The organism is Pseudomonas sp. Z1-12, assembly GCF_051132015.1.
Taxonomy (GTDB): domain Bacteria; phylum Pseudomonadota; class Gammaproteobacteria; order Pseudomonadales; family Pseudomonadaceae; genus Aquipseudomonas; species Aquipseudomonas zanjanensis.
The window spans coordinates 3,088,265-3,106,465 of the sequence record NZ_CP071647.1; the positions used below are offsets into that span (position 1 = coordinate 3,088,265).

General features: G+C 61.3%; 13 protein-coding genes. 10 read left to right on the plus strand and 3 right to left on the minus strand.

Going from position 1 to position 18,201, the window contains the following annotated elements:
- Window positions 1-1,211: 1,211 nt before the first annotated feature.
- The 7 genes from J3P85_RS13075 (at window position 1,212) to J3P85_RS13105 (ending at window position 10,808) form a co-directional block, all read left to right on the plus strand.
- Entirely contained in the window at window positions 1,212-2,927 is a 1,716-nt protein-coding gene (locus J3P85_RS13075) for a type I secretion system permease/ATPase (protein ID WP_434706115.1), read from the plus strand.
- A 19-nt stretch (window positions 2,928-2,946) separates the two neighbouring features.
- Window positions 2,947-4,257, plus strand: coding sequence for an HlyD family type I secretion periplasmic adaptor subunit (locus J3P85_RS13080; protein ID WP_434706116.1), 1,311 nt, complete (start codon window positions 2,947-2,949; stop codon window positions 4,255-4,257).
- A gap of 1 nt (window position 4,258) precedes the next feature.
- Complete coding sequence (locus tag J3P85_RS13085) at window positions 4,259-5,572, plus strand: TolC family protein (protein ID WP_434706117.1); 1,314 nt, start codon at window positions 4,259-4,261, stop codon at window positions 5,570-5,572.
- 115 nt (window positions 5,573-5,687) lie between these two features.
- Window positions 5,688-8,294: a M10 family metallopeptidase C-terminal domain-containing protein gene (locus J3P85_RS13090; RefSeq protein ID WP_434706118.1), complete on the plus strand. Its 2,607-nt coding sequence runs from the start codon at window positions 5,688-5,690 to the stop codon at window positions 8,292-8,294.
- A 217-nt stretch (window positions 8,295-8,511) separates the two neighbouring features.
- Window positions 8,512-9,345, plus strand: a complete 834-nt coding sequence (locus J3P85_RS13095) for an oxidoreductase (RefSeq protein WP_434706363.1) — start codon at window positions 8,512-8,514, stop codon at window positions 9,343-9,345.
- 72 nt (window positions 9,346-9,417) lie between these two features.
- Window positions 9,418-10,404, plus strand: a complete 987-nt coding sequence (gene acuI, locus J3P85_RS13100) for an acrylyl-CoA reductase (NADPH) (RefSeq protein ID WP_434706119.1) — start codon at window positions 9,418-9,420, stop codon at window positions 10,402-10,404.
- On the plus strand, window positions 10,401-10,808 hold the full coding sequence (locus J3P85_RS13105) for a hypothetical protein (protein ID WP_434706120.1): 408 nt from the start codon (window positions 10,401-10,403) through the stop codon (window positions 10,806-10,808). Before acuI ends, J3P85_RS13105 begins: the two co-directional genes overlap by 4 nt.
- Before the next feature lie 63 nt (window positions 10,809-10,871).
- Here J3P85_RS13105 and J3P85_RS13110 read toward each other — a convergent pair whose 3' ends face one another.
- From J3P85_RS13110 to J3P85_RS13120, 3 genes are all read right to left on the minus strand, one after another.
- The gene (locus J3P85_RS13110; protein WP_434706121.1) at window positions 10,872-11,435 is read right to left on the minus strand and encodes a cytochrome b; all 564 of its coding nucleotides are present in this window, start codon (window positions 11,433-11,435) and stop codon (window positions 10,872-10,874) included.
- Between the two features lie 98 nt (window positions 11,436-11,533).
- A complete protein-coding gene (locus tag J3P85_RS13115) occupies window positions 11,534-12,994 on the minus strand; it encodes an aldehyde dehydrogenase family protein (protein WP_186706734.1) in 1,461 nt (486 codons plus the stop codon).
- A gap of 39 nt (window positions 12,995-13,033) precedes the next feature.
- Complete coding sequence (locus J3P85_RS13120) at window positions 13,034-14,407, minus strand: aspartate aminotransferase family protein (RefSeq protein WP_434706122.1); 1,374 nt, start codon at window positions 14,405-14,407, stop codon at window positions 13,034-13,036.
- 214 nt (window positions 14,408-14,621) lie between these two features.
- On the opposite strand from J3P85_RS13120, the gene J3P85_RS13125 reads away from it, so the two are divergent.
- The 3 genes from J3P85_RS13125 to J3P85_RS13135 all read left to right on the plus strand — a co-directional run bounded on the left by J3P85_RS13125 (window position 14,622) and on the right by J3P85_RS13135 (window position 18,191).
- Window positions 14,622-15,590 carry a helix-turn-helix domain-containing protein gene (locus J3P85_RS13125; RefSeq protein ID WP_434706123.1) on the plus strand — a complete coding sequence of 323 codons (969 nt, stop codon included), beginning with the start codon at window positions 14,622-14,624 and terminating at the stop codon, window positions 15,588-15,590.
- Window positions 15,591-15,619: 29 nt separating this feature from the next.
- Complete coding sequence (locus J3P85_RS13130) at window positions 15,620-16,360, plus strand: IclR family transcriptional regulator (protein ID WP_434706124.1); 741 nt, start codon at window positions 15,620-15,622, stop codon at window positions 16,358-16,360.
- A gap of 382 nt (window positions 16,361-16,742) precedes the next feature.
- Window positions 16,743-18,191, plus strand: a complete 1,449-nt coding sequence (locus J3P85_RS13135; RefSeq protein ID WP_434706125.1) for an APC family permease — start codon at window positions 16,743-16,745, stop codon at window positions 18,189-18,191.
- The last annotated feature ends 10 nt before the right edge of the window (window positions 18,192-18,201 follow it).

The window sequence follows — 18,201 nt, forward strand, 5'->3', positions numbered from 1 at the left end:
GTGCCTCGCTAGGGCTCGGCATGCCCTCACTCCGGCATTGCTCCGTGGGCCGCCGCGAAGGGCCATCCATGGCCCAGCGCGGCTATCCCGGCATCCATGCCGGGATGCCCACTGCGCAATGCCTGCGTTCGGCCAGCGTGGTTAATGGGGCTTCCAGATCAAGATCCAAAGCAAGAGCAAGAGCAAGAGCAAGAGCAAGAGCAAGAGCAAGAGCAAGAGCAAGAGCGGGGCACAGGCCGGCATCTATGTGGCTGGGCTACCGCTATCGCGAGCAAGCTCGCTCCCACATTGGATTTTCGACAGTCACAAAATGCACATGCGCCGCAGAACCCTGTGGGAGCGAGCTTGCTCGCGAAGAGGCCGGCCCATCCAACATCACCGCAAACTGACGCACCGCCTTCGCGAGCAGCCTCGCTCCCACACTGGATTTTCGACAGTCACAAAATGCACATGCGCCGTAGAACCCTGTGGGAGCGAGCTTGCTCGCGATGAGGCCGGCCCATCCAACATCACCGCAAACTGACGCACCGCCTTCGCGAGCAGCCTCGCTCCCACACTGGATTTTCGACAGTCACAAAATGCACATGCGCCGCAGAACCCTGTGGGAGCGAGCTTGCTCGCGATGAGGCCGGCCCATCCAACATCACTGCAAACTGACACACCGCCTTCGCGAGCAGCCTCGCTCCCACACTGGATTTTCGACAGTCACAAAATGCACATGCGCCGCAGAACCCTGTGGGAGCGAGCTTGCTCGCGATGAGGCCGGCCCATCCAACATCACTGCAAACTGACACACCGCCTTCGCGAGCAGCCTCGCTCCCACACTGGATTTTCGACAGTCACAAAATGCACATGCGCCGCAGAACCCTGTGGGAGCAAGCTTGCTCGCGATGAGGCCGGCCCATCCAACATCACTGCAAACTGACACACCGCCTTCGCGCGCAAGCTCCCACAGGACAAACGCGATCCCATCAAGAACCAGGTCGGCTATCAGGCCGCCTCGGGGAGGACATTGATCTTGGGCGCCCACGCCGCACGGCCTACCCGCCAATTTTTCCTTAAGAACCACACAAGCATGCCGATACAACGCGGTAGATCCGATTGCGCGGGCGCCCTAGCGGGAACCCGCCGAAAGATATCCCAGGCGTTCACACGCCTATGCCCATGTGAATTTTCAGGTTTGACCAGAATCGGACCTCAGGTGATAAACCATGTCAGCCCACGCCAGGACCGAACTGGAAGGCGCCCTTGCCGTCTGCAAGGGTAGTTTTCTTTCCGTTGGTTTTTTCAGTTTTTTCGTCAATTTGCTGATGCTCGTTCCTTCGTTCTACATGCTGCAGGTGTATGACCGCGCGGTAGGCAGCGCCAGCGTGTCGACGCTGTTGATGCTGACGCTGATCATGTTGCTGTTGATGATCACCATGGGCGGCCTGGAGTGGGTCCGTTCGCGGATCATGGTACGGATCAGTACGCGTCTGGATACGCTGCTGAGCCAGCGTCTGTTCGATGCCAGTTTCAAGCAGGCGCTCAATACCAGTGGCCTGAATGCCACGGCCCAGCCTTTGAGCGACCTGAACGGCTTGCGCCAGTTTCTGACGGGCAACGGCCTGTTCGCGTTTTTCGACGTGCCGTGGATTCCGATCTACCTCGCGGTCATGTTCATGTTCCATCCCTGGTACGGCTGGATGGGAATCGTCAGTGCCGTGTTGCTGGGGGCGCTGGCCTTCGCCAATGAAAAGCTCACCCATGCGCCGCTGCAGGCGGCCAACCGTGAACAGATGGCAGCCACTGCGCTCACCCACAAAAGCTTGCGCAATGCCGAAGTGGTGGAATCCATGGGCATGCTTGCCAGCCTGCGCCAGCACTGGAGCGGGCGAACCCATAAGATTCTTGCCCTGCAAAGCCTGGCCAGCGACCGCGCCGCGACCATGACCTCGGTGTCCAGGACGTTCCGGCAAATCGTTCAGTCGCTGGTGCTGGGCCTGGGCGCCTATTTGACGATCAATCACGAGATTTCGTCCGGGCTGATGATTGCCGGCTCGATTTTGCTGGGGCGTGCGTTGGCGCCCATCGATCAGTTGATCGGCGTATGGAAAGGCTTCCTGGGCGCCCGTTCGCAATACGCTCGGTTGCACGAGTTGCTGCTCAAGGTGGCCGCCGAGCCTGAACGCATGCCGCTGCCGGCACCTGAAGGGGCGATTCGCGTCGAGGGCCTCTCGGCGGGGGCTCCGGACGCGCGCAAACCGATTATTCGCGGCGTGAATTTCCAGGTGAGCGCAGGCGAGGTGGTGGGCATCATTGGTCCCAGCGGGGCGGGGAAGTCGACCCTCGCCAGGGCATTGCTGGGCGTTTGGCCCAGCCTGGCCGGCACCGTGCGCCTGGACGGTGCGGACATCAGCCAATGGCGTCGGGAGGAGTTGGGCCGGTACATCGGTTATCTGCCCCAGGACATCGAACTTTTCGAAGGCTCGATCAGCCAGAACATTTCCCGCTTTGGCACGGTGAACGCACCGGCCGTGGTCGCCGCCGCGCGCATGGCGGGGGTACATGAGTTGATTCTGCAACTGCCCGATGGCTACGACACCTTGATCGGTGCCAATGGCGGTGGATTGTCCGGCGGCCAGCGGCAACGTATCGGCCTGGCCCGCGCCTTGTATGGCGAACCGCGCCTGGTGGTGCTAGATGAGCCGAACTCCAACCTGGATGATGCCGGCGAAAAAATGCTCGCCGAGGCGCTGCAAAAGCTCAGGCAGAGCAGGGCCACGGTGTTTGTCATTACCCATCGATCCGGGGTGCTGGCGCAGGTGGACAAACTGCTGGTGCTCAATCAAGGCGAACTGAGTCTGTTCGGGCCGCGGGACCAGGTCCTGGCACGCCTGCGAGACGCAACACCCGCGGCCCGCCAAACTGCCGCGATTCAACCGTAGGAAACGGATGAGCCATTTCATGCAAAACACTCAACACTCATCCGCTGCGTTGCCCATCGATGACAGGCCGATACGCCGCGTCGGCTACCTCATGCTGCTGGTCACCTTTGGCCTGTTCGGTGGCTGGGCGGCGTTGGCCCCGCTCGACAGCTCGGCACTCGCGCCGGGCGTGGTCACGGTCAAGAGTTACCGCAAGACGGTGCAGCATCTGGAAGGTGGCATTGTGCGCGAACTGCGGGTGCACGACGGGGACTTGGTAAAAACCGGTGATGTGTTGTTGGTGCTCGACAATACCCAGGCACGTTCGGAAATGGAAACGACCCGCAGCCAGTTGATCGCCGCGCTCCAATTGCAGGCCCGGTTGGAGGCTGAACGTGACGCGCTGCCCGAACCTGTGGCGGTGCCGACCCTGGACCTCGCGGACCCGCGGGTACAGGAAGCCCGCGACAGTGAAGCGCGAATTTTCCAGACTCGACGGACCTCGTTGCTGGGCGAAATCGGCTTGCAGGAGGCGACCATCGGACAAATCGAGGAACAGGTCCGCGGATTCAAGGCCATCATCGCCAGCAAACAGATGCTGGCCGCCTCCTATCAAGAGGAAATAGTCGACTTGCGGGCACTGCTTGCCGAAGGCTACGTGGACAAACAGCGCCTGCGCGAGCAGGAACGCAGCCTCGCTCGACTGCAAACCGAAATCGCTGAAAGCCAGTCCGAAATCGCGCAAGCGCGGGTCCATGTCGACGAGGCGAAGTTGAAGATCCTGCAGTTGAAGAAGGCCTTCGCCAGCGAGGTCGCCGGCTTGCTGGGCGATGCGCGGACCAAGGTATACGAATTGCGCGAGCGATTGGCAACCCTGCAGGACCGCGATCAGCGTACCGATATCCTCGCGCCGGAGTCCGGAATGGTCATGGGCATGACCGTCCACACCCTGGGTGCCGTGGTCAGCCCGGGCACTGCACTGCTGGACATCGTCCCGGCCAACGAGGAGCTGATCGTCGAGGCCCAAGTGTCGCCGATGGACATCGACCGCATTGCCTTGGGCAAGTTGGCGGACATTCGCTTCAGCGCATTCAAGAGCAGCACCACGCCCGTCATCGAGGGACGGTTGGTGCAGATTTCCGCTGACCGCCTGATCAACAAGGACACTGGCGCAGCCTATTACCTGGCACGCGTGGCCCTGACGGACAAAGGGCGCCAGACGCTGGGCAACCTTACCCTGGTGCCGGGCATGCCGGTCGAAGTGCTGGTCAATACGGGTGCGCGGACGCTGTTGCAATACTTGCTACAGCCGGCGAGCAACGTGTTCGCTCGTTCGTTGATCGAGGACTGAGATGAAGTGCTTGATCATGATGTGCCTGGCCCTCGTGCCGTTGGGAGTCCTCGCTGACGACACGTATGTCGACCTGTGGCAATTGCACCAGGAAGCGCAGGGGGCCGATCCGCGCGTCTTGCGGGCACAAGCCCTGGCCCGGAGCGGCGAGGGCAAGGAGCGCGCAGCCTTTGGCCAATTGCTGCCGCAGCTCAATGCCAGCAGCAGCCTCAACCGCAGCCGGCGCGACGATGACCTGAACCGTATCCAGTACAACGGCAAGCGTATGGCCGTGGTGCTCAACCAGGTGATCTATGACCCGCAGGTCTGGCGCAGTTATCAGAAGTACATCGAGTTGACCCGGCAGAGTGGCTATGAGTCCGACGATAGCCGGGTGCAGGCCAGCATTGATCTGTCCGAGCGCTACTTCGCCGTGCTTGCGGCGGAAGACGAACTGTCGCTGGTGCGCAGCGAACTGGAGGCGACCGAGCGTAACCTCAAGCGCGTCAAGGCCTTGTACGCCCGGCAGATGGCGATGGTCACCGACGCATTGGATCTTGAGGCGCGGGTGGATGCGCTCAAGGCTGACGAGATCGAAGCCAGCAACAAGGTTCTGGTCAGTCGTGAAGCCATCTCTGAACTGGTGGGGCGAGATGTCAGCGAGCGATTCAAGCGCATTGGCGACAATCCAGCCTTCAGTCTGCCGGCGCAAGCACAAGACGACTGGGTGCAGGCGGCGCTGGACAGCAACCCGGCGCTGCACGCCCGCGAGCACAGTGTCCGCGCCGCCGAGGCGGCCATCGCTGAAAACAAGGCGGGGCATCTGCCTCGGCTGGGGCTGAACTTGACGGCGCAACGCAGTGACATCGGCTATGAAGGCGCCGTGACGCCGCGCTCGGACAACCTCGTTGCTTCCCTGGACTTGCAAATGCCGCTCTACAGCGGCGGTTCTACCCGTGCACGGGTATCGAGTTCCGAAAGTGACAAGGAAGTCGCCCAGCAAGAACTGGAAGCCTTGCGACGCCAGGTCATCAAGGAAACCCGCACGGCTTACCTTGGCATGACGGCCGAACTCAGTCGGATCAAGGCAACGCGTCGCGCGCTGGAATCGGCTGGAAAGTCACGGATAGCCACGGAAAAAGCCTTCGGCTACGGCGTCAAGAATGCGGTCGATGTGCTCGATAGCATCAAAGAAGAGTTTCGTGCACGGCGTGATTTCTATCAGTCCCAATACAAGTTCGTGACCAGTTTGCTGGTGTTGCATCGCTGGAGCGGGCGATTGGGAGATGGTGATATTCGCCGGGCCAATGAGTGGTTGGTTGCGCCATCGTTGTGAATTACAAAACTAAAAATAGTGGCTAAGTGATGTCAAAGCCGCTGTTCTCATGCAAAATAACCCTATGTAGCGGCCGCATCCAGGAAGGTCCGCAGACAGCCCACAGGAAACATACATGCCCAGTCCATTAGGTTACTCATCCATTTCGTACGCAACGCTGACCAGCAACGCACAGGTCAATAGCTTGCTCTATGGCACTTATTGGGCTGGTAGCTTGAGCACCACGTCGTTGACGTACAGCTTCCTGACCACGAGTTCATATTTCGCCAGCAACTACAGCATCGACAGTGAATACGAGGCTGGTTATGTCCTTTCATCGGCGCAGAAGAATGGCATCGTCAGCGCGCTGGGAACATGGAGTTCGGTTGCCAACATCAAATTCCAGCAGGTGAGCGAGACAGCCAGCAACGTCGGTGATTTGCGGTTCAGCGGTTATCTGTATATGGACTATGACACCGCTGCCTGGGGCTATTTCCCGGGCAACACCCCCAGCGCGGGTGATGTCTGGCTGGGCCCCATCACGAATAATCCGGATCCCGCCAAGGGCACTTACGACTACCTGGTCTTTATGCATGAGATTGGCCACGCCCTGGGCCTCAAGCATCCGTTCTCGACAAGTGCGTCGAATTCCAACGTACTTGCCACTCAGTTCGACGACGTCCGCTACACGATCATGAGTTACAACACCGCGTACGCCTATGAGCCCACCACGCCCATGCTGTTGGACATTGCCGCTATCCAGAGTCTTTATGGCGCTAACACCCAGTGGCAGACGGGTAATAACACCTACAGCTGGGCTGTCGGCCAATCGGTTTTCGAAACGATCTGGGACGCCGGCGGCGTTGACACGATCGATGCGAGCAACCAGTTGGCAGCGGTCCGTATCAACTTGAATGAAGGCCAGTTCAGCAAGATCGGCCAAGCGTTTCTGAACCTCGACACCCAGACGGCCTTCAATGAAGGACTGGCGATCGCCTACGGTGCCAAAATTGAAAACGCATTCGGCTCGGCCAATGACGACACACTGATCGGCAATGCATTGGCCAACGTTCTGAACGGTCGCGCCGGTGAGGATACGATGATCGGCGGGGCTGGCAACGACACCTATGTCGTCGATAGCATCGGTGACAAGGTGCAGGAAAGCAGCACCTTGGCCAGCGAAATCGATGCTGTCATTTCGTCCGTCAGTTACGTCCTGGGTGCCAACATCGAGACGTTGAGGCTGGGCGCAAGCGCCAATATCAACGGCACGGGTAACGCCTTGAACAATCGCATCGACGGCAACGCCGGCGCCAATACCCTGGATGGCGGCAGCGGTATCGATAACTTGATGGGAGGGGCGGGCAATGACACTTACGTGGTCGACAACCTCAAGGATGTCGTCAGCGAAACCAGCGCTCTGGCCAGCGAAATCGACACCGTGCGTTCTTCGGTAGGCTGGACGCTGGGCGCCAACCTGGAAAACCTGATCCTGGCCGGTTCCGCGTCTATTAACGGCAGTGGCAATGCCCTGAACAACGTGCTGACCGGCAACGCCGGCAACAACGTGCTGAACGGTGGAGCCGGGTGGGACACACTGATCGGTGGCGCGGGCAACGACACCTATGTGGTCAACGACCTCAGGGATATTGCCAGCGAAACCAGCACCCTGGCCGGTGAAATCGATACCGTGCGCTCCTCACTGAAATGGAGCCTGGGCGCCAATCTGGAGAACCTCACGCTGACCGGCAGCGCTCACCTCAAAGGCGGCGGTAATGCCCTGAACAACGTACTGATCGGCAACGCCGGCAACAATGAGCTGAGCGGTTGGGCAGGCAGCGACACGCTGGACGGCGGCAGCGGCATCGACACGCTTGTTGGCGGTACCGGCAACGACACCTATGTGGTCGACGACCTCAAGGATATTGTCAGCGAAACCAGCACCCTGGCCGGTGAAATCGATACCGTGCGCTCCTCACAGAAGTGGAGCCTGGGCGCCAATCTGGAGAACCTTACTTTGACCGGTAGCGCTCACCTCAAAGGCGGCGGTAACGCCCTGGACAACGTACTGATTGGCAACGCCGGCAACAACGAGCTGAGCGGCTGGGCGGGCAGCGACACATTGGACGGCGGCAGCGGTATCGACACGCTTGTTGGCGGTACCGGCAACGACACCTATGTGGTCGATAACCTCGAAGATATCGTTAGCGAAACCAGCACCCTGGCCGGTGAAATCGATACCGTGCGCTCCTCACAGAAGTGGAGCCTGGGCGCCAATCTGGAGAACCTTACCTTGACCGGTAGCGCTCACCTCAAAGGCGGCGGTAATGCCCTGGACAACGTGCTGATCGGCAACGACGGCAACAACGTGCTGAGCGGTTGGGCGGGCAACGACATGTTGAGCGGCGGCCTGGGAACTGACAGCCTCACCGGCGGAACCGGAAGCGACCGCTTTGTCTTTAATACGCTGGGTGAGCTGGGCATAGGGAGTTTGCGTGACACCGTTTCCGACTTCAGCAGCCTGCAGGGTGACAAGCTGGATCTGTCGAAACTCGATGCCAATCTCCTGACAGCGTTTGCCGACACGTTCAGCTTCATCGATTCCAATGGCTTCACCGCAGCAGGGCAACTGCGCTTCGTCGACCAGGTGCTGTACGGCAACGTCAATGGTGATTTGGCGGCGGATTTTGAAATCCAGCTGACGGGCGTCAACACCCTCAATGCCAACGATCTGATCGCTTGATGAAGCGGTTTCGGGCCCTGTGAAAAAGAGGGCCCTTGATCGCTGAGTGCGGCGCTTGGCTTTATTGATGTCGATCGGCATCAAAATCATTGACTGCTACGATTATGATCATCATCATAAGCCTGCCAGTCGATGAAACGCGCTGATGTCGGATCCTGGACAGCTACAGTTGCGATCTTCTGACCGGATAACCTCGATAACCGGAAGGAAACTCATGATGATCAACAAACCCGTGGCGTTGGTAACTGGCGCTTCATCCGGCATCGGAGAAGCCATCGCCCATAAGCTCGTTGCGGCAGGCTACAACGTCTATGGCACCAGCCGGCGAGGCGCGCGCGCCGGTCAGCAGGGCTTTCCATTGCTAGTGCTGGATGTCACCGACGACGCCAGCGTCGAAGCGGCCATCCAGGAGCTGTTGCGATTGGAGGGGCGGATCGATCTGCTGGTCAACAACGCTGGCTTTGGCATTGCGCCCGCAGCGGCGGAAGAGAGCTCAATCGAGCAGGCCAAGGCCCTTTTTGATACCAACTTCCTCGGCATCGTACGCACGACTCGTGCGGTGGTGCCGCATATGCGACGCCAGGGTGTCGGTCGCATCATCAACATTGGTTCCATCCTCGGCGTCGTGCCTGTTCCTTATGCCGCGCTCTATTCGGCCAGCAAGCATGCAGTGGAAGGTTATTCCCAGGCGCTGGATCACGAGTTGCGTACACACGGTATCAGGGTCACGGTGGTCGAGCCCGGCTATACCAAGACCCAATTCGAGAACAACAACCTCCAGCCCGACGCCAAGCTCGACGTGTACGCGGACATTCGGATAAAAGTGACGAAAGTGGTGAACCAGGCCATGGCGACCGCCGACGGTCCCGACGTGGTGGCCGATGTGGTGCTCCAGGCCGCGCGCGCCGCACGGCCGAAGTTGCGCTATACCGCTGGCAAGGCGGCCGGTCAGTTGCAGTTCCTGCGCAGCTTTGCTCCGGCGCGCTTGCTGGACTCGGGTATCCGCAAGGCGCTGCAGCTCGAAACCAAATGGCCGTCCCAGGCACACTGAGGTTACGGTTGTTGCTCCTGCTGCATTGCAGGGCAGCGCTGACGATCCGTTTGAACGAACAGGATAAAAAACATGACATTCAAGGCGCTGCTCACGAGCAAAACCGGCGAAGCGATCTCTACGCAACTGGTCGACTTCAAGGACGAGGACCTGATGGCCGGTGACGTCACCGTTGCGATTGAGTTCTCGACCGTGAACTACAAGGACGCCATGGCCCTGAGCGGGCGCTCGCCGGTCATACGCCAGTTTCCGCTGATTCCGGGCATCGACTTCGCCGGAATCGTCGAAACGTCCAGCCACCCGAGCTTCGAGACTGGCGACCGCGTGCTGGTCAACGGTTGGGGGCTGAGCCAGACCCACCATGGCGGCTTTTCGCAGAGGGCACGGGTAAGCGGCGACTGGCTGGTGAAAGTCCCGCAGGTATTCTCCACCCGCGAAGCCATGGCCATCGGCACCGCCGGTTACACGGCGATGCTCAGCGTGTTGGCGTTGGAGCAAGGCGGGCTGACTCCGGATCGGGGCGATATCCTGGTCACTGGCGCCAGCGGTGGCGCCGGCTCGGTGGCCATCGCGCTGCTGTCGGGCCTGGGTTATCGAGTGGTTGCCTCAACCGGGCGTCAAGAGGAAGCCGATTATTTGCACGGTCTCGGCGCGGCGCAGGTCATTGACCGCAACACCTTGTCCCAGGCGGGCGCACCGATCGGCAAGGAACGCTGGGCCGGCGTCATTGATTCGGTGGGTAGCTACACCCTTGCCAATGCCTTGGCGCAAACCCAATACCGTGGCGTTGTCGCTGCCTTCGGCCTGGCCCAGGGCGCGGATCTGCCGGGCTCGGTGCTGCCATTTATCCTGCGCAACGTGACCCTGGCCGGTATCGATTCGGTCAATGCTCCACAAGCGGTGCGCTTGCAAGCCTGGTCGCGACTTGCCCAGGACCTGGATTTGAGCAAGCTGGCCCGCACCACCCAGGTGGTTGGCCTGGCAGAGGTTCCGGCCGTTGCCGGTCGGGTGTTGGAAGGCAAGGTGCGCGGACGCACGGTCGTGGACGTCAACGCATGAACAACGCTTCCCGCGCTTTCCGTTACCTGGCGACCGTTTCGGCGCTGTTGTTTTTTGCCTTGGCGATCATTTGGTTGCTCACCCCGGCCACGTTGCTGGCCAACTGGGGCGTGGTCTTCGACGGCGGTGTCACGGGGTTGGTAGGCCGGCGTGCGGCACCGCTCTATGCAGGCGTCGGGGTTGCGCTGCTGTTGGCGCGCAATGCGCCGCCCTCGCCAGGACGAACCGCCGTGGTGGCGGGGTTCGTCACCACGTGCCTGCTGCTTGCGCTGGTGGGGCTGGGCGAGTGGGCCGTGGGCCATGTCGAGGCGGGCATCTTGCCAGCGGTGCTGATGGAAGTTGCCCTGGCGCTGGGGTTCTTGTTCGTCGTTCGTGCCGAGGGCAGGGCGAAGGCCCATGGGTAAAACCCCTGCGGATGACGCTAAGCACCACAACGTATTGGCATCCTCTTCCAACGCCTCATCAAGTCACAGCATGCGGCGCAGGACATCGTTTCGAGGGTCGCGGTCATAAAACCGGTGCTTGAGGGCGCCGGCGACGTGCACCAGGATCAGGCCGAGCAGGGTATAGGCGAGCACTTTGTGCAGCCACTGGAAGACGACGAACCAGTCGTCATTCTTGCCCAGCAGCTCCGGAAGGTTCACCCCAAAGAAAAACACGCCGTCGCTCATCGTGTAGGTGCTCGACATCGAGTAGCCCATCAACGGCACGATCACCAGTAGCGTGTACAGCGTACGGTGCGCAAGTCGTGACGAAACCCGCTCATAGCGCGCCAGCGTCTCCGGCGGTTGCGGCAGCCTGGCCGTTTTCACCCTCAGGGCGATCTGGACCAGGACCACCAGGAATGCCAGCACCCCAAAGGATTTGTGCCACGGGTAGTAGAGCTCATATTTGCTCGCCACTTCGTCATCGAGCCCCGTCATGTGCCAGCCCGCCCAGAGGAGGCCGGCGATGAGCACGGCGCGCACCCAGTGCAAAATCCGCAGGGACGTCGGATACCGATCAATTATTGTTTGATTTGCCGGATTCATCGCGGTCTCTCCATCCATCATCAAGGCATCGAAAATGCGCGTTAGAACGGCCACCCTCTACGGCACAGCGGCTTGGAAGGTGGCCGGGCCAATGCGGGTTATTTGGAGCTGGGCAGCAGTACGGTAATGACCTTTTCCTCGGTGTAGGCCAGCGCGCCGCTGAATCCGCCTTCTCGGCCAATGCCGCTGGCCTTGACGCCGCCCCAGGGCAGGTTGGCGTCCAGTGGGCTCCAGCAGTTGATGCCTACGGCACCGGCCTTGATTGCCGCTGCGACGCGGTGCGCTCGCGCCAAGTCACTGGTCCAGACCGTGGCCGCGAGGCCGTAGGAGGAGTCGTTGGCCAAGGCGATCGCCTCATCCTCGCTGTCGAACGTGATCACCGTGCCGACGGGGCCGAAGATCTCATCCCGGGCGATCGCCATGTCATTGCGCGCGTTGGCGAAGATCGTCGGCCGGACAAACCAGCCTTGTTCGGGGTTCGATACACCGCCGGCCAGCAGTGTCGCACCTTGGTCGATGCCCAATTGGATGTAACGGTTGACGCGATCCAATTGCGCTTTCTTGGCCACCGGCCCCATCTGCACGCCCGGTTGGCGAGGGTCGCCCACCTTGACGGCGCGCGCGGCATCGGCCAGCGCGGCGGCGAAGCGATCGGCGAGATTGCGTTGGACCAGGATGCGCGAGCCGGCTGCGCAGACCTGGCCCTGGTTGGCGAACAGGCCGAGGGTGCAGCCGAACAGCGCGTCGTCGAAGGAGGCATCGTCGAAGACGATCTGCGGGCTCTTGCCGCCCAACTCCAGGGCCACGCGCTTGAACAGCACGCCGGCGGTGCGCTGGATCTCGCGGCCGGCTTCAGGGCTGCCGGTGAAGCTGATCTTGTCGACATGAGGGTGTTCGCACAGGGCACGACCCACCTCGTTGCCGTAGCCGGTCACGACGTTGATCACGCCGTCAGGGAAACCCGCTTCCTGGGCCAGCGTCGCCAGGTGCAAGGCCGACTGGGGTGTCTCTTCCGACGGCTTGATGACCACGGTGCAGCCCGCCGCCAGCAGAGCGGCGAGCTTCCAGACGGTGATCATCAGCGGTGAGTTCCAGGGAACGATGGCGCCGACCACCCCCACGGGTTCCCGCACCGTGTATGAAAGGGACTGGGTGCCGAAGTAGCCGCCGGAGGGAATGGTCCGTCCCTCGAGCTGGTTGGCCCAGCCGGCGGAGGCGCGCAGGTTGGCGACCGCATTGGGCACGTCCAGCCGGCGTGGCTCGATCGGCGAGCGACCGATGGCGTCGGCGTCCATATCGGCCAGCACGTCGGTGTCGCGCTCCACCAGGTCGGCCAGTTTCGACAGCAGTCGAGCGCGCTGGGCGCCGTCAAGCTGGCTCCAGGCGCCACGTTCGAGCTGGTTGCGTGCGGCCGCTACGGCACGGTCCACGTCTTCAGCGGTGCCTTGGGCGCAACTGCCGTAGACCTGTTCTGTGACCGGGTTGACAAGGTTGATGCGGCGCCCGTCGGAGGCTTCGAAGGACGTACCGGCGATGAAGTGTTTTAAGTGCTTAGTCATTTTTGGAGTCCATGGGGTGATGGGCAGCGTCGAGACATCTCACGCCTCGAGGGCGTCCAGGGCGTCGCCGAAGATGTCCAGTGCCTTGAAGAACAGCGCTCGTGAAATCGTCAGCGAAGGCATGACCCGCATCACGTTGCTGTGGCGCCCGCAGGGAATCATCAGCACGCCGTGGCTGAGCAGGTAACCCATGAGCTGGCCGATCTTTTCCGGTGCCAGTGGCGCCTTGGTGGTCGGGTCCGAGACCAGCTCGATGCCGATCATCAGGCCGCGACCGCGTACCTCGCCGACCAGCGGGCTGCCGAAGCCACGGATACGCTCCTGCGCTTCCAGCCCCAGTGTGTGAGCGCGGTTGAGCAGATCGAGCTCCGGATCCTGGAGGATGCTGATGTTGGTCAATGCCACTGCCGCGGACAACGAGTTGGCGGCGAAGGTGTTGGGCATCGATCCGTCCGGAATCGCCGCCGCCAGGTCCGAGCGCATGATCAGGCCGGCCATGGGCAAGTCGCTGCCGATGCCCTTGCCGAAAGTGAGCATGTCGGGCTTTACGCCGGAATGCTCGACCGCCCACATCTTGCCGGTACGCCCCGCACCGGACTGCACTTCATCGACGATCAGCAGTGCACCGCTGCGGTCGCAGGCCTTGCGCAGCAGTTGCAGGAATTCTGGCGAGGGGGGCACGTAGCCGCCTTCGCCTTGCACCGGCTCCACGATCACGGCAGCCACGTCGTCGGCGGCGGTGTAGGGGGTGTTCAGCAGGTAATCCACGTACTCACCGGCGATCTGCTCGGCGCTTTTGTGGGTGGTGTCGAAGGGGAAGCGATAGGCATAAGGGTAGGGCGCGTGAATGACGCCACCCATCTGGGCGCCGTAGCCCTTGCGGTAAGCCGTGCCTGTGGTGAGCGCGCCGGACGCGTTCCACACGCCGTGGTAGCCACCGTGGAAGGCGATGATCTGGTGCCGCCCGGTGACGCGCTTGGCGAACTTGATGGCCGCCTCCAGCGCATCGCTACCGCTTTGGGTGAAGAACGTGATGCAGTCGCCGCGCAAGCCGTCGGGTGCGATCTCGGAGAGCTTGGCGGCCAGTTCGGTGCGCCGGGTGCTGTTGACTTCCAGGGCGTGCATCAGCACTTCGGACTGTTCGCGAATGGCCTGCACCACCTTCGGGTGGCAGCGACCCACGCTGCTGACGCCCACGCCTGCGGACAGGTCGATGTAGGTATTGCCGTCGGCGTCCTTGAAGGTCGCGCCGAACGCCCGGTCCATGGCCACCGGCATGCGTCCGCCGCCGCGCGCCATCGACTCGGTACGCGCCGATAGCGCCAGGGCCTCGGTGGTCTTGGGGCCGGGGATGGTGGAGGTTATCTGCGGGGCGTCCGCGAAATGGAGGGATTCAAGTTTGGCTTCACTCATGACGGTCTCTCAGGATGTCGGTTTCAGTGTCTCGATCATCCTCGTGGCCCGTTCCTGGCCGGTAGCCCGAATCGGCACATTGGGAGGCTGCCGCGTACCTTCCTTTCGAAGATCTGGCGGTCATGAAAGAAAATTTGCAGAATTCTCTTAATGTGAGAATATCGGTCGTGAAGGCGATCTAAAAACAAGAATATTGGCCGAGGCTTTCGTCATCATGAAAAACCTGAACATCAGCCACTTCCACGACATTCATGTCCACGCCGCCACCGTCCAGGAGTGGAGCCAGGACTACAACCAGCTGACCGCTGGTTCGGCTGAGAGCTCACTGATCCAATTGACGACGCCGCGCTGCCACGTCTTTCGCGAGCAGATCAACCAGCGTGTCGTGCAGCACGGCGTCGCTCCTCGGGGCAAGATGTGCTTCGCCGTACCGATCACCGTCCCGGGTACGATCCGTATGCAGGGGCGGGAAGTGGACGACAGCAGCCTGTTCTTTCTTCATGGTGGCGAGGAGTTCATGTTCCACATGCCGATGGGCATGGAGCTGCTGGCGATCACCTTCGAGCGTGAGTTATTCGAGCAGGCGTTGGCGCAAACCGCGTCGGCCAAGGAAATCGGGCAGTTGCTACGCCAGCCGGTGATCAGGCTTTCCACCCAACGCTACGCCGAGGCTCGTCGTCGAATGCTGGCGGCGTTCTCCCAGGCGCTCTTGAGCGAAGAACTCGACAACGCACAAGACCGGGAGATGGCACTGGAGCAGACCATGCTCGACGAGTTGCTCCAGTTGATGACCGACCCCGCCTGCGACAAACACCAGCGCGCGCCCAGCTCCACGCGCAGTTACATTGTCGAAAAATGTCACCGCCTGGCGACCGCGCAATCGAACAACGTGCCCAGCGTGGACGAGTTGTGCCAGCGACTCCAGGTGAGTCGCCGTACCGTGCAGAACAGCTTCCGTTCGGTGACCGAGACGACGCCGGTCAATTACCTGCGCTCCGTAAGGCTCAACGGCGTGCGCCGAACCTTGATGTCCACCCCAGCGACGCATCTCTCCATTGGCGATGCCGCAGCCCAGTGGGGCTTCTTTCACCTCAGCCATTTTGCGGCCGAGTACCAGGCGCTGTTCGCCGAGCTGCCCTCCCAAACCGCGCGCGCTGCCATCGGCGGTTGTGCGCTTGCTTGAGCATTTGCCTGCACAAGGACGTAGAAAAGATGAATAGCCTTCGCCGCCTGCTCAGGGTCTTCGACTTGTTTCGCCCTGAACGGCCGGTCATCGATGTGGACGTCATTTGCCGGGAGCTCGGCTACACGCCTGCCACCGCCTATCGTTATCTGCGCGAACTCGGCGACGCGGGTTTCTTGAAGCGATTGCCACGGGGCTATGCGCTCGGCCCACGTATCGTCACGCTGGAGCATCAGATGACCCACTACGATCCATTGCTGGCCTGCAGCCGGGGCTTGGTCGACAGACTAGTTGCCGACACCGGCCTGGATGCGCTGGTCAGCGAATGGCATGGCGACTCGGTGGTCAATGTGCTGATCCAGCGGGGCTCGGACGCCGGCCCGGAGGGGGGCGACCGGGGACGGCCGATCGATCTTTTTCACAGCGCGACCGCTCGGGTCGTATTGGCCTATCTGCTGCCGCGCCAGATTCGCCGCCTCTACGACTTCCACGCCAATCCGGCGCAAGTGCAGCATCAGGAACTGGAGTGGAAGCCGTTCACCAAAGGGCTGCTCGCCATCCGCAAACAGGGCTATTGCATCAGCGAAAGCGAGCTGCACCCGGGACGCAGTGGCGTCGCGGCACCGATCTTCGACGAAAAACGCCGAGTCCTCGGGAGCATGACCCTGGTGGGGCGCAGCGAGCGGTTCCGAGCGTTTCAGCAGGGCTACCTGTGCGACCTGGTCACCGGCGCGGCGTCGCAACTGACGGCGCGTATTGCCTTGCAGTGAAGTGAGAGGGGCCACACGCCCTGATGTCTGTCAGTTAAGCGAAACAAAGCCGGGCAATAACCCTGTGGCGAGGGAGCTTGCTCCCGCTGGGTCGCGAAGCGTCCCTGTTTCTGGGGCTGCTACGCAGCCCAGCGGGAGCAAGCTCCCTCGCCACGGTTTGTGTGTTTGCCTGTGGTATCCACTTAACTAACTGGCATTAGCCCCACGCCAGGCTTTTTTGAGGCGAGCGCGGCGATTACCGATTTGGGCTAATGGGGCGTTCAGGGAGAGGCATAGGATCGAATCCAGCGTGCAACAAGAACAATAACGCTATCGGGTGACGGTGAGCATTTGACTGCACCGATCCTACAGCGCCTGCCTCATACAATAAGGTCAAGAAAACATGAGTGTACCTCTCCCGGTCAATAGCTCCACGGAGCTCAAGCGTGGGGCCTTGGGTGTCGGCTTCATCATCTTTTTCGTGGTGTCGGCGGCGAGCCCCTTGAGTGTCATCGCCGGCGGCTTCCCCATTGGCATCATGCTGGGCAACGGCGCCGGCACACCGGCGTTGCTGATCCTGGCCTTGCTGGTGTTGCTGGCGTTTTCGGTGGGCTACACCACCATGTCCCGGCATGTGACCAACGCCGGCGGTTTCTACGCGTTCACCTCCCGCGGTTTGGGTGGCTTGGCCGGTGGCGCAGCGGGAGTGTTGGCGATGTTTGCCTACAACATTCTCCAGGTCGGCCTGTACGGCATGTTCGGCGGCGTGGTCAGCGGCACGATGGCCAGCGTCTTTGGCCTGGATTTGCCATGGTGGACCTATTCACTCCTGGCGATGGCGAGCATCGCGATCCTTGGTTATCGCAAGATCGACCTGTCGGCCCGGGTGCTGTCGGTGATCGTGATCGCCGAATACCTGGCGATCCTGCTCCTGGATTTTGCGATCCTGAGGACCGGTGGCGACAGCGGCATCAACCTCGATTCGTTCGATCGCAGCCACGTGTTCAGCGGTACGCCGTCCATCGGCTTGCTGTTCTGCTTCGCTGCGTTCATCGGCTTCGAGGCCACCACCATCTATGGCGAAGAAGCCAAGAACCCGGAACGGACGATCCCGATTGCCACCTATTGTTCGGTATTGCTGATCGGTGGTTTTTACGCGCTGTCGGTCTGGTCGATGGTCATCGGTGTTGGGGCGGACAAGATCGTGTCCACGCTCCAGACCTTGCAGGACCCGACGACGTTTATCTATGGCATGTCCGACCACTTTGTCGGTCCGCAGCTGACCCAGGTCATCCGCGTGCTGTTCATGGTCAGCATCTACGCCGGACTGCTGGCGTTCCACAACGCCGCGGCCCGTTACTTCTATGCCATCGGACGTGACGGTTTGCTGCCCAGCCGCTTGGGCACTACCCACCGTGTCCACCAGAGCCCGCACATGGGCTCAGCGTTGCAGAGCTTGATCTCTGCCGTGGTGGTACTGATTTTCGCCGCCATGGATGCCGACCCGATCCTGCAACTGTTCGCCTGGCTGTCCAACCTGGCGACATTGTGCGTGATTCTGCTGATGGCGCTGACTTCCGCCGCGGTCTGGGTCTTTGCCCAGCGCCACCCCGAACTCAAGCTGGGAATATGGCGTGGGCGGATTTTTCCTGGTTTCTCTTGCGTGGCCCTGTTGGCGGTCCTGTTTATCGCGGTGGTGCATTTCGATGTGCTGACAGGTGCGAGCAAGGCTTTGTCATATGGCCTCTGCGCGATCATTCCGGCGGCGTTGCTGGTGGGTGTGTTCCTGGCGGCGCGACTGCGCAAGGTAGAGCCGCAGCGGTATTGGGTGTTGGGGAGCCATAAGCTCTAGGTGCCTGCAC

Coding starts and splice junctions, on each gene's coding strand:
- J3P85_RS13075 (WP_434706115.1), top strand. CDS start 1,212: ATGTCAGCCCACGCCAGGACCGAACTGGAAGGCGCCCTTGCCGTCTGC.
- J3P85_RS13080 (WP_434706116.1), top strand. CDS start 2,947: ATGCAAAACACTCAACACTCATCCGCTGCGTTGCCCATCGATGACAGG.
- J3P85_RS13085 (WP_434706117.1), top strand. CDS start 4,259: ATGAAGTGCTTGATCATGATGTGCCTGGCCCTCGTGCCGTTGGGAGTC.
- J3P85_RS13090 (WP_434706118.1), top strand. CDS start 5,688: ATGCCCAGTCCATTAGGTTACTCATCCATTTCGTACGCAACGCTGACC.
- J3P85_RS13095 (WP_434706363.1), top strand. CDS start 8,512: ATGATCAACAAACCCGTGGCGTTGGTAACTGGCGCTTCATCCGGCATC.
- acuI (WP_434706119.1), top strand. CDS start 9,418: ATGACATTCAAGGCGCTGCTCACGAGCAAAACCGGCGAAGCGATCTCT.
- J3P85_RS13105 (WP_434706120.1), top strand. CDS start 10,401: ATGAACAACGCTTCCCGCGCTTTCCGTTACCTGGCGACCGTTTCGGCG.
- J3P85_RS13110 (WP_434706121.1), bottom strand. CDS start 11,435: ATGAATCCGGCAAATCAAACAATAATTGATCGGTATCCGACGTCCCTG.
- J3P85_RS13115 (WP_186706734.1), bottom strand. CDS start 12,994: ATGACTAAGCACTTAAAACACTTCATCGCCGGTACGTCCTTCGAAGCC.
- J3P85_RS13120 (WP_434706122.1), bottom strand. CDS start 14,407: ATGAGTGAAGCCAAACTTGAATCCCTCCATTTCGCGGACGCCCCGCAG.
- J3P85_RS13125 (WP_434706123.1), top strand. CDS start 14,622: ATGAAAAACCTGAACATCAGCCACTTCCACGACATTCATGTCCACGCC.
- J3P85_RS13130 (WP_434706124.1), top strand. CDS start 15,620: ATGAATAGCCTTCGCCGCCTGCTCAGGGTCTTCGACTTGTTTCGCCCT.
- J3P85_RS13135 (WP_434706125.1), top strand. CDS start 16,743: ATGAGTGTACCTCTCCCGGTCAATAGCTCCACGGAGCTCAAGCGTGGG.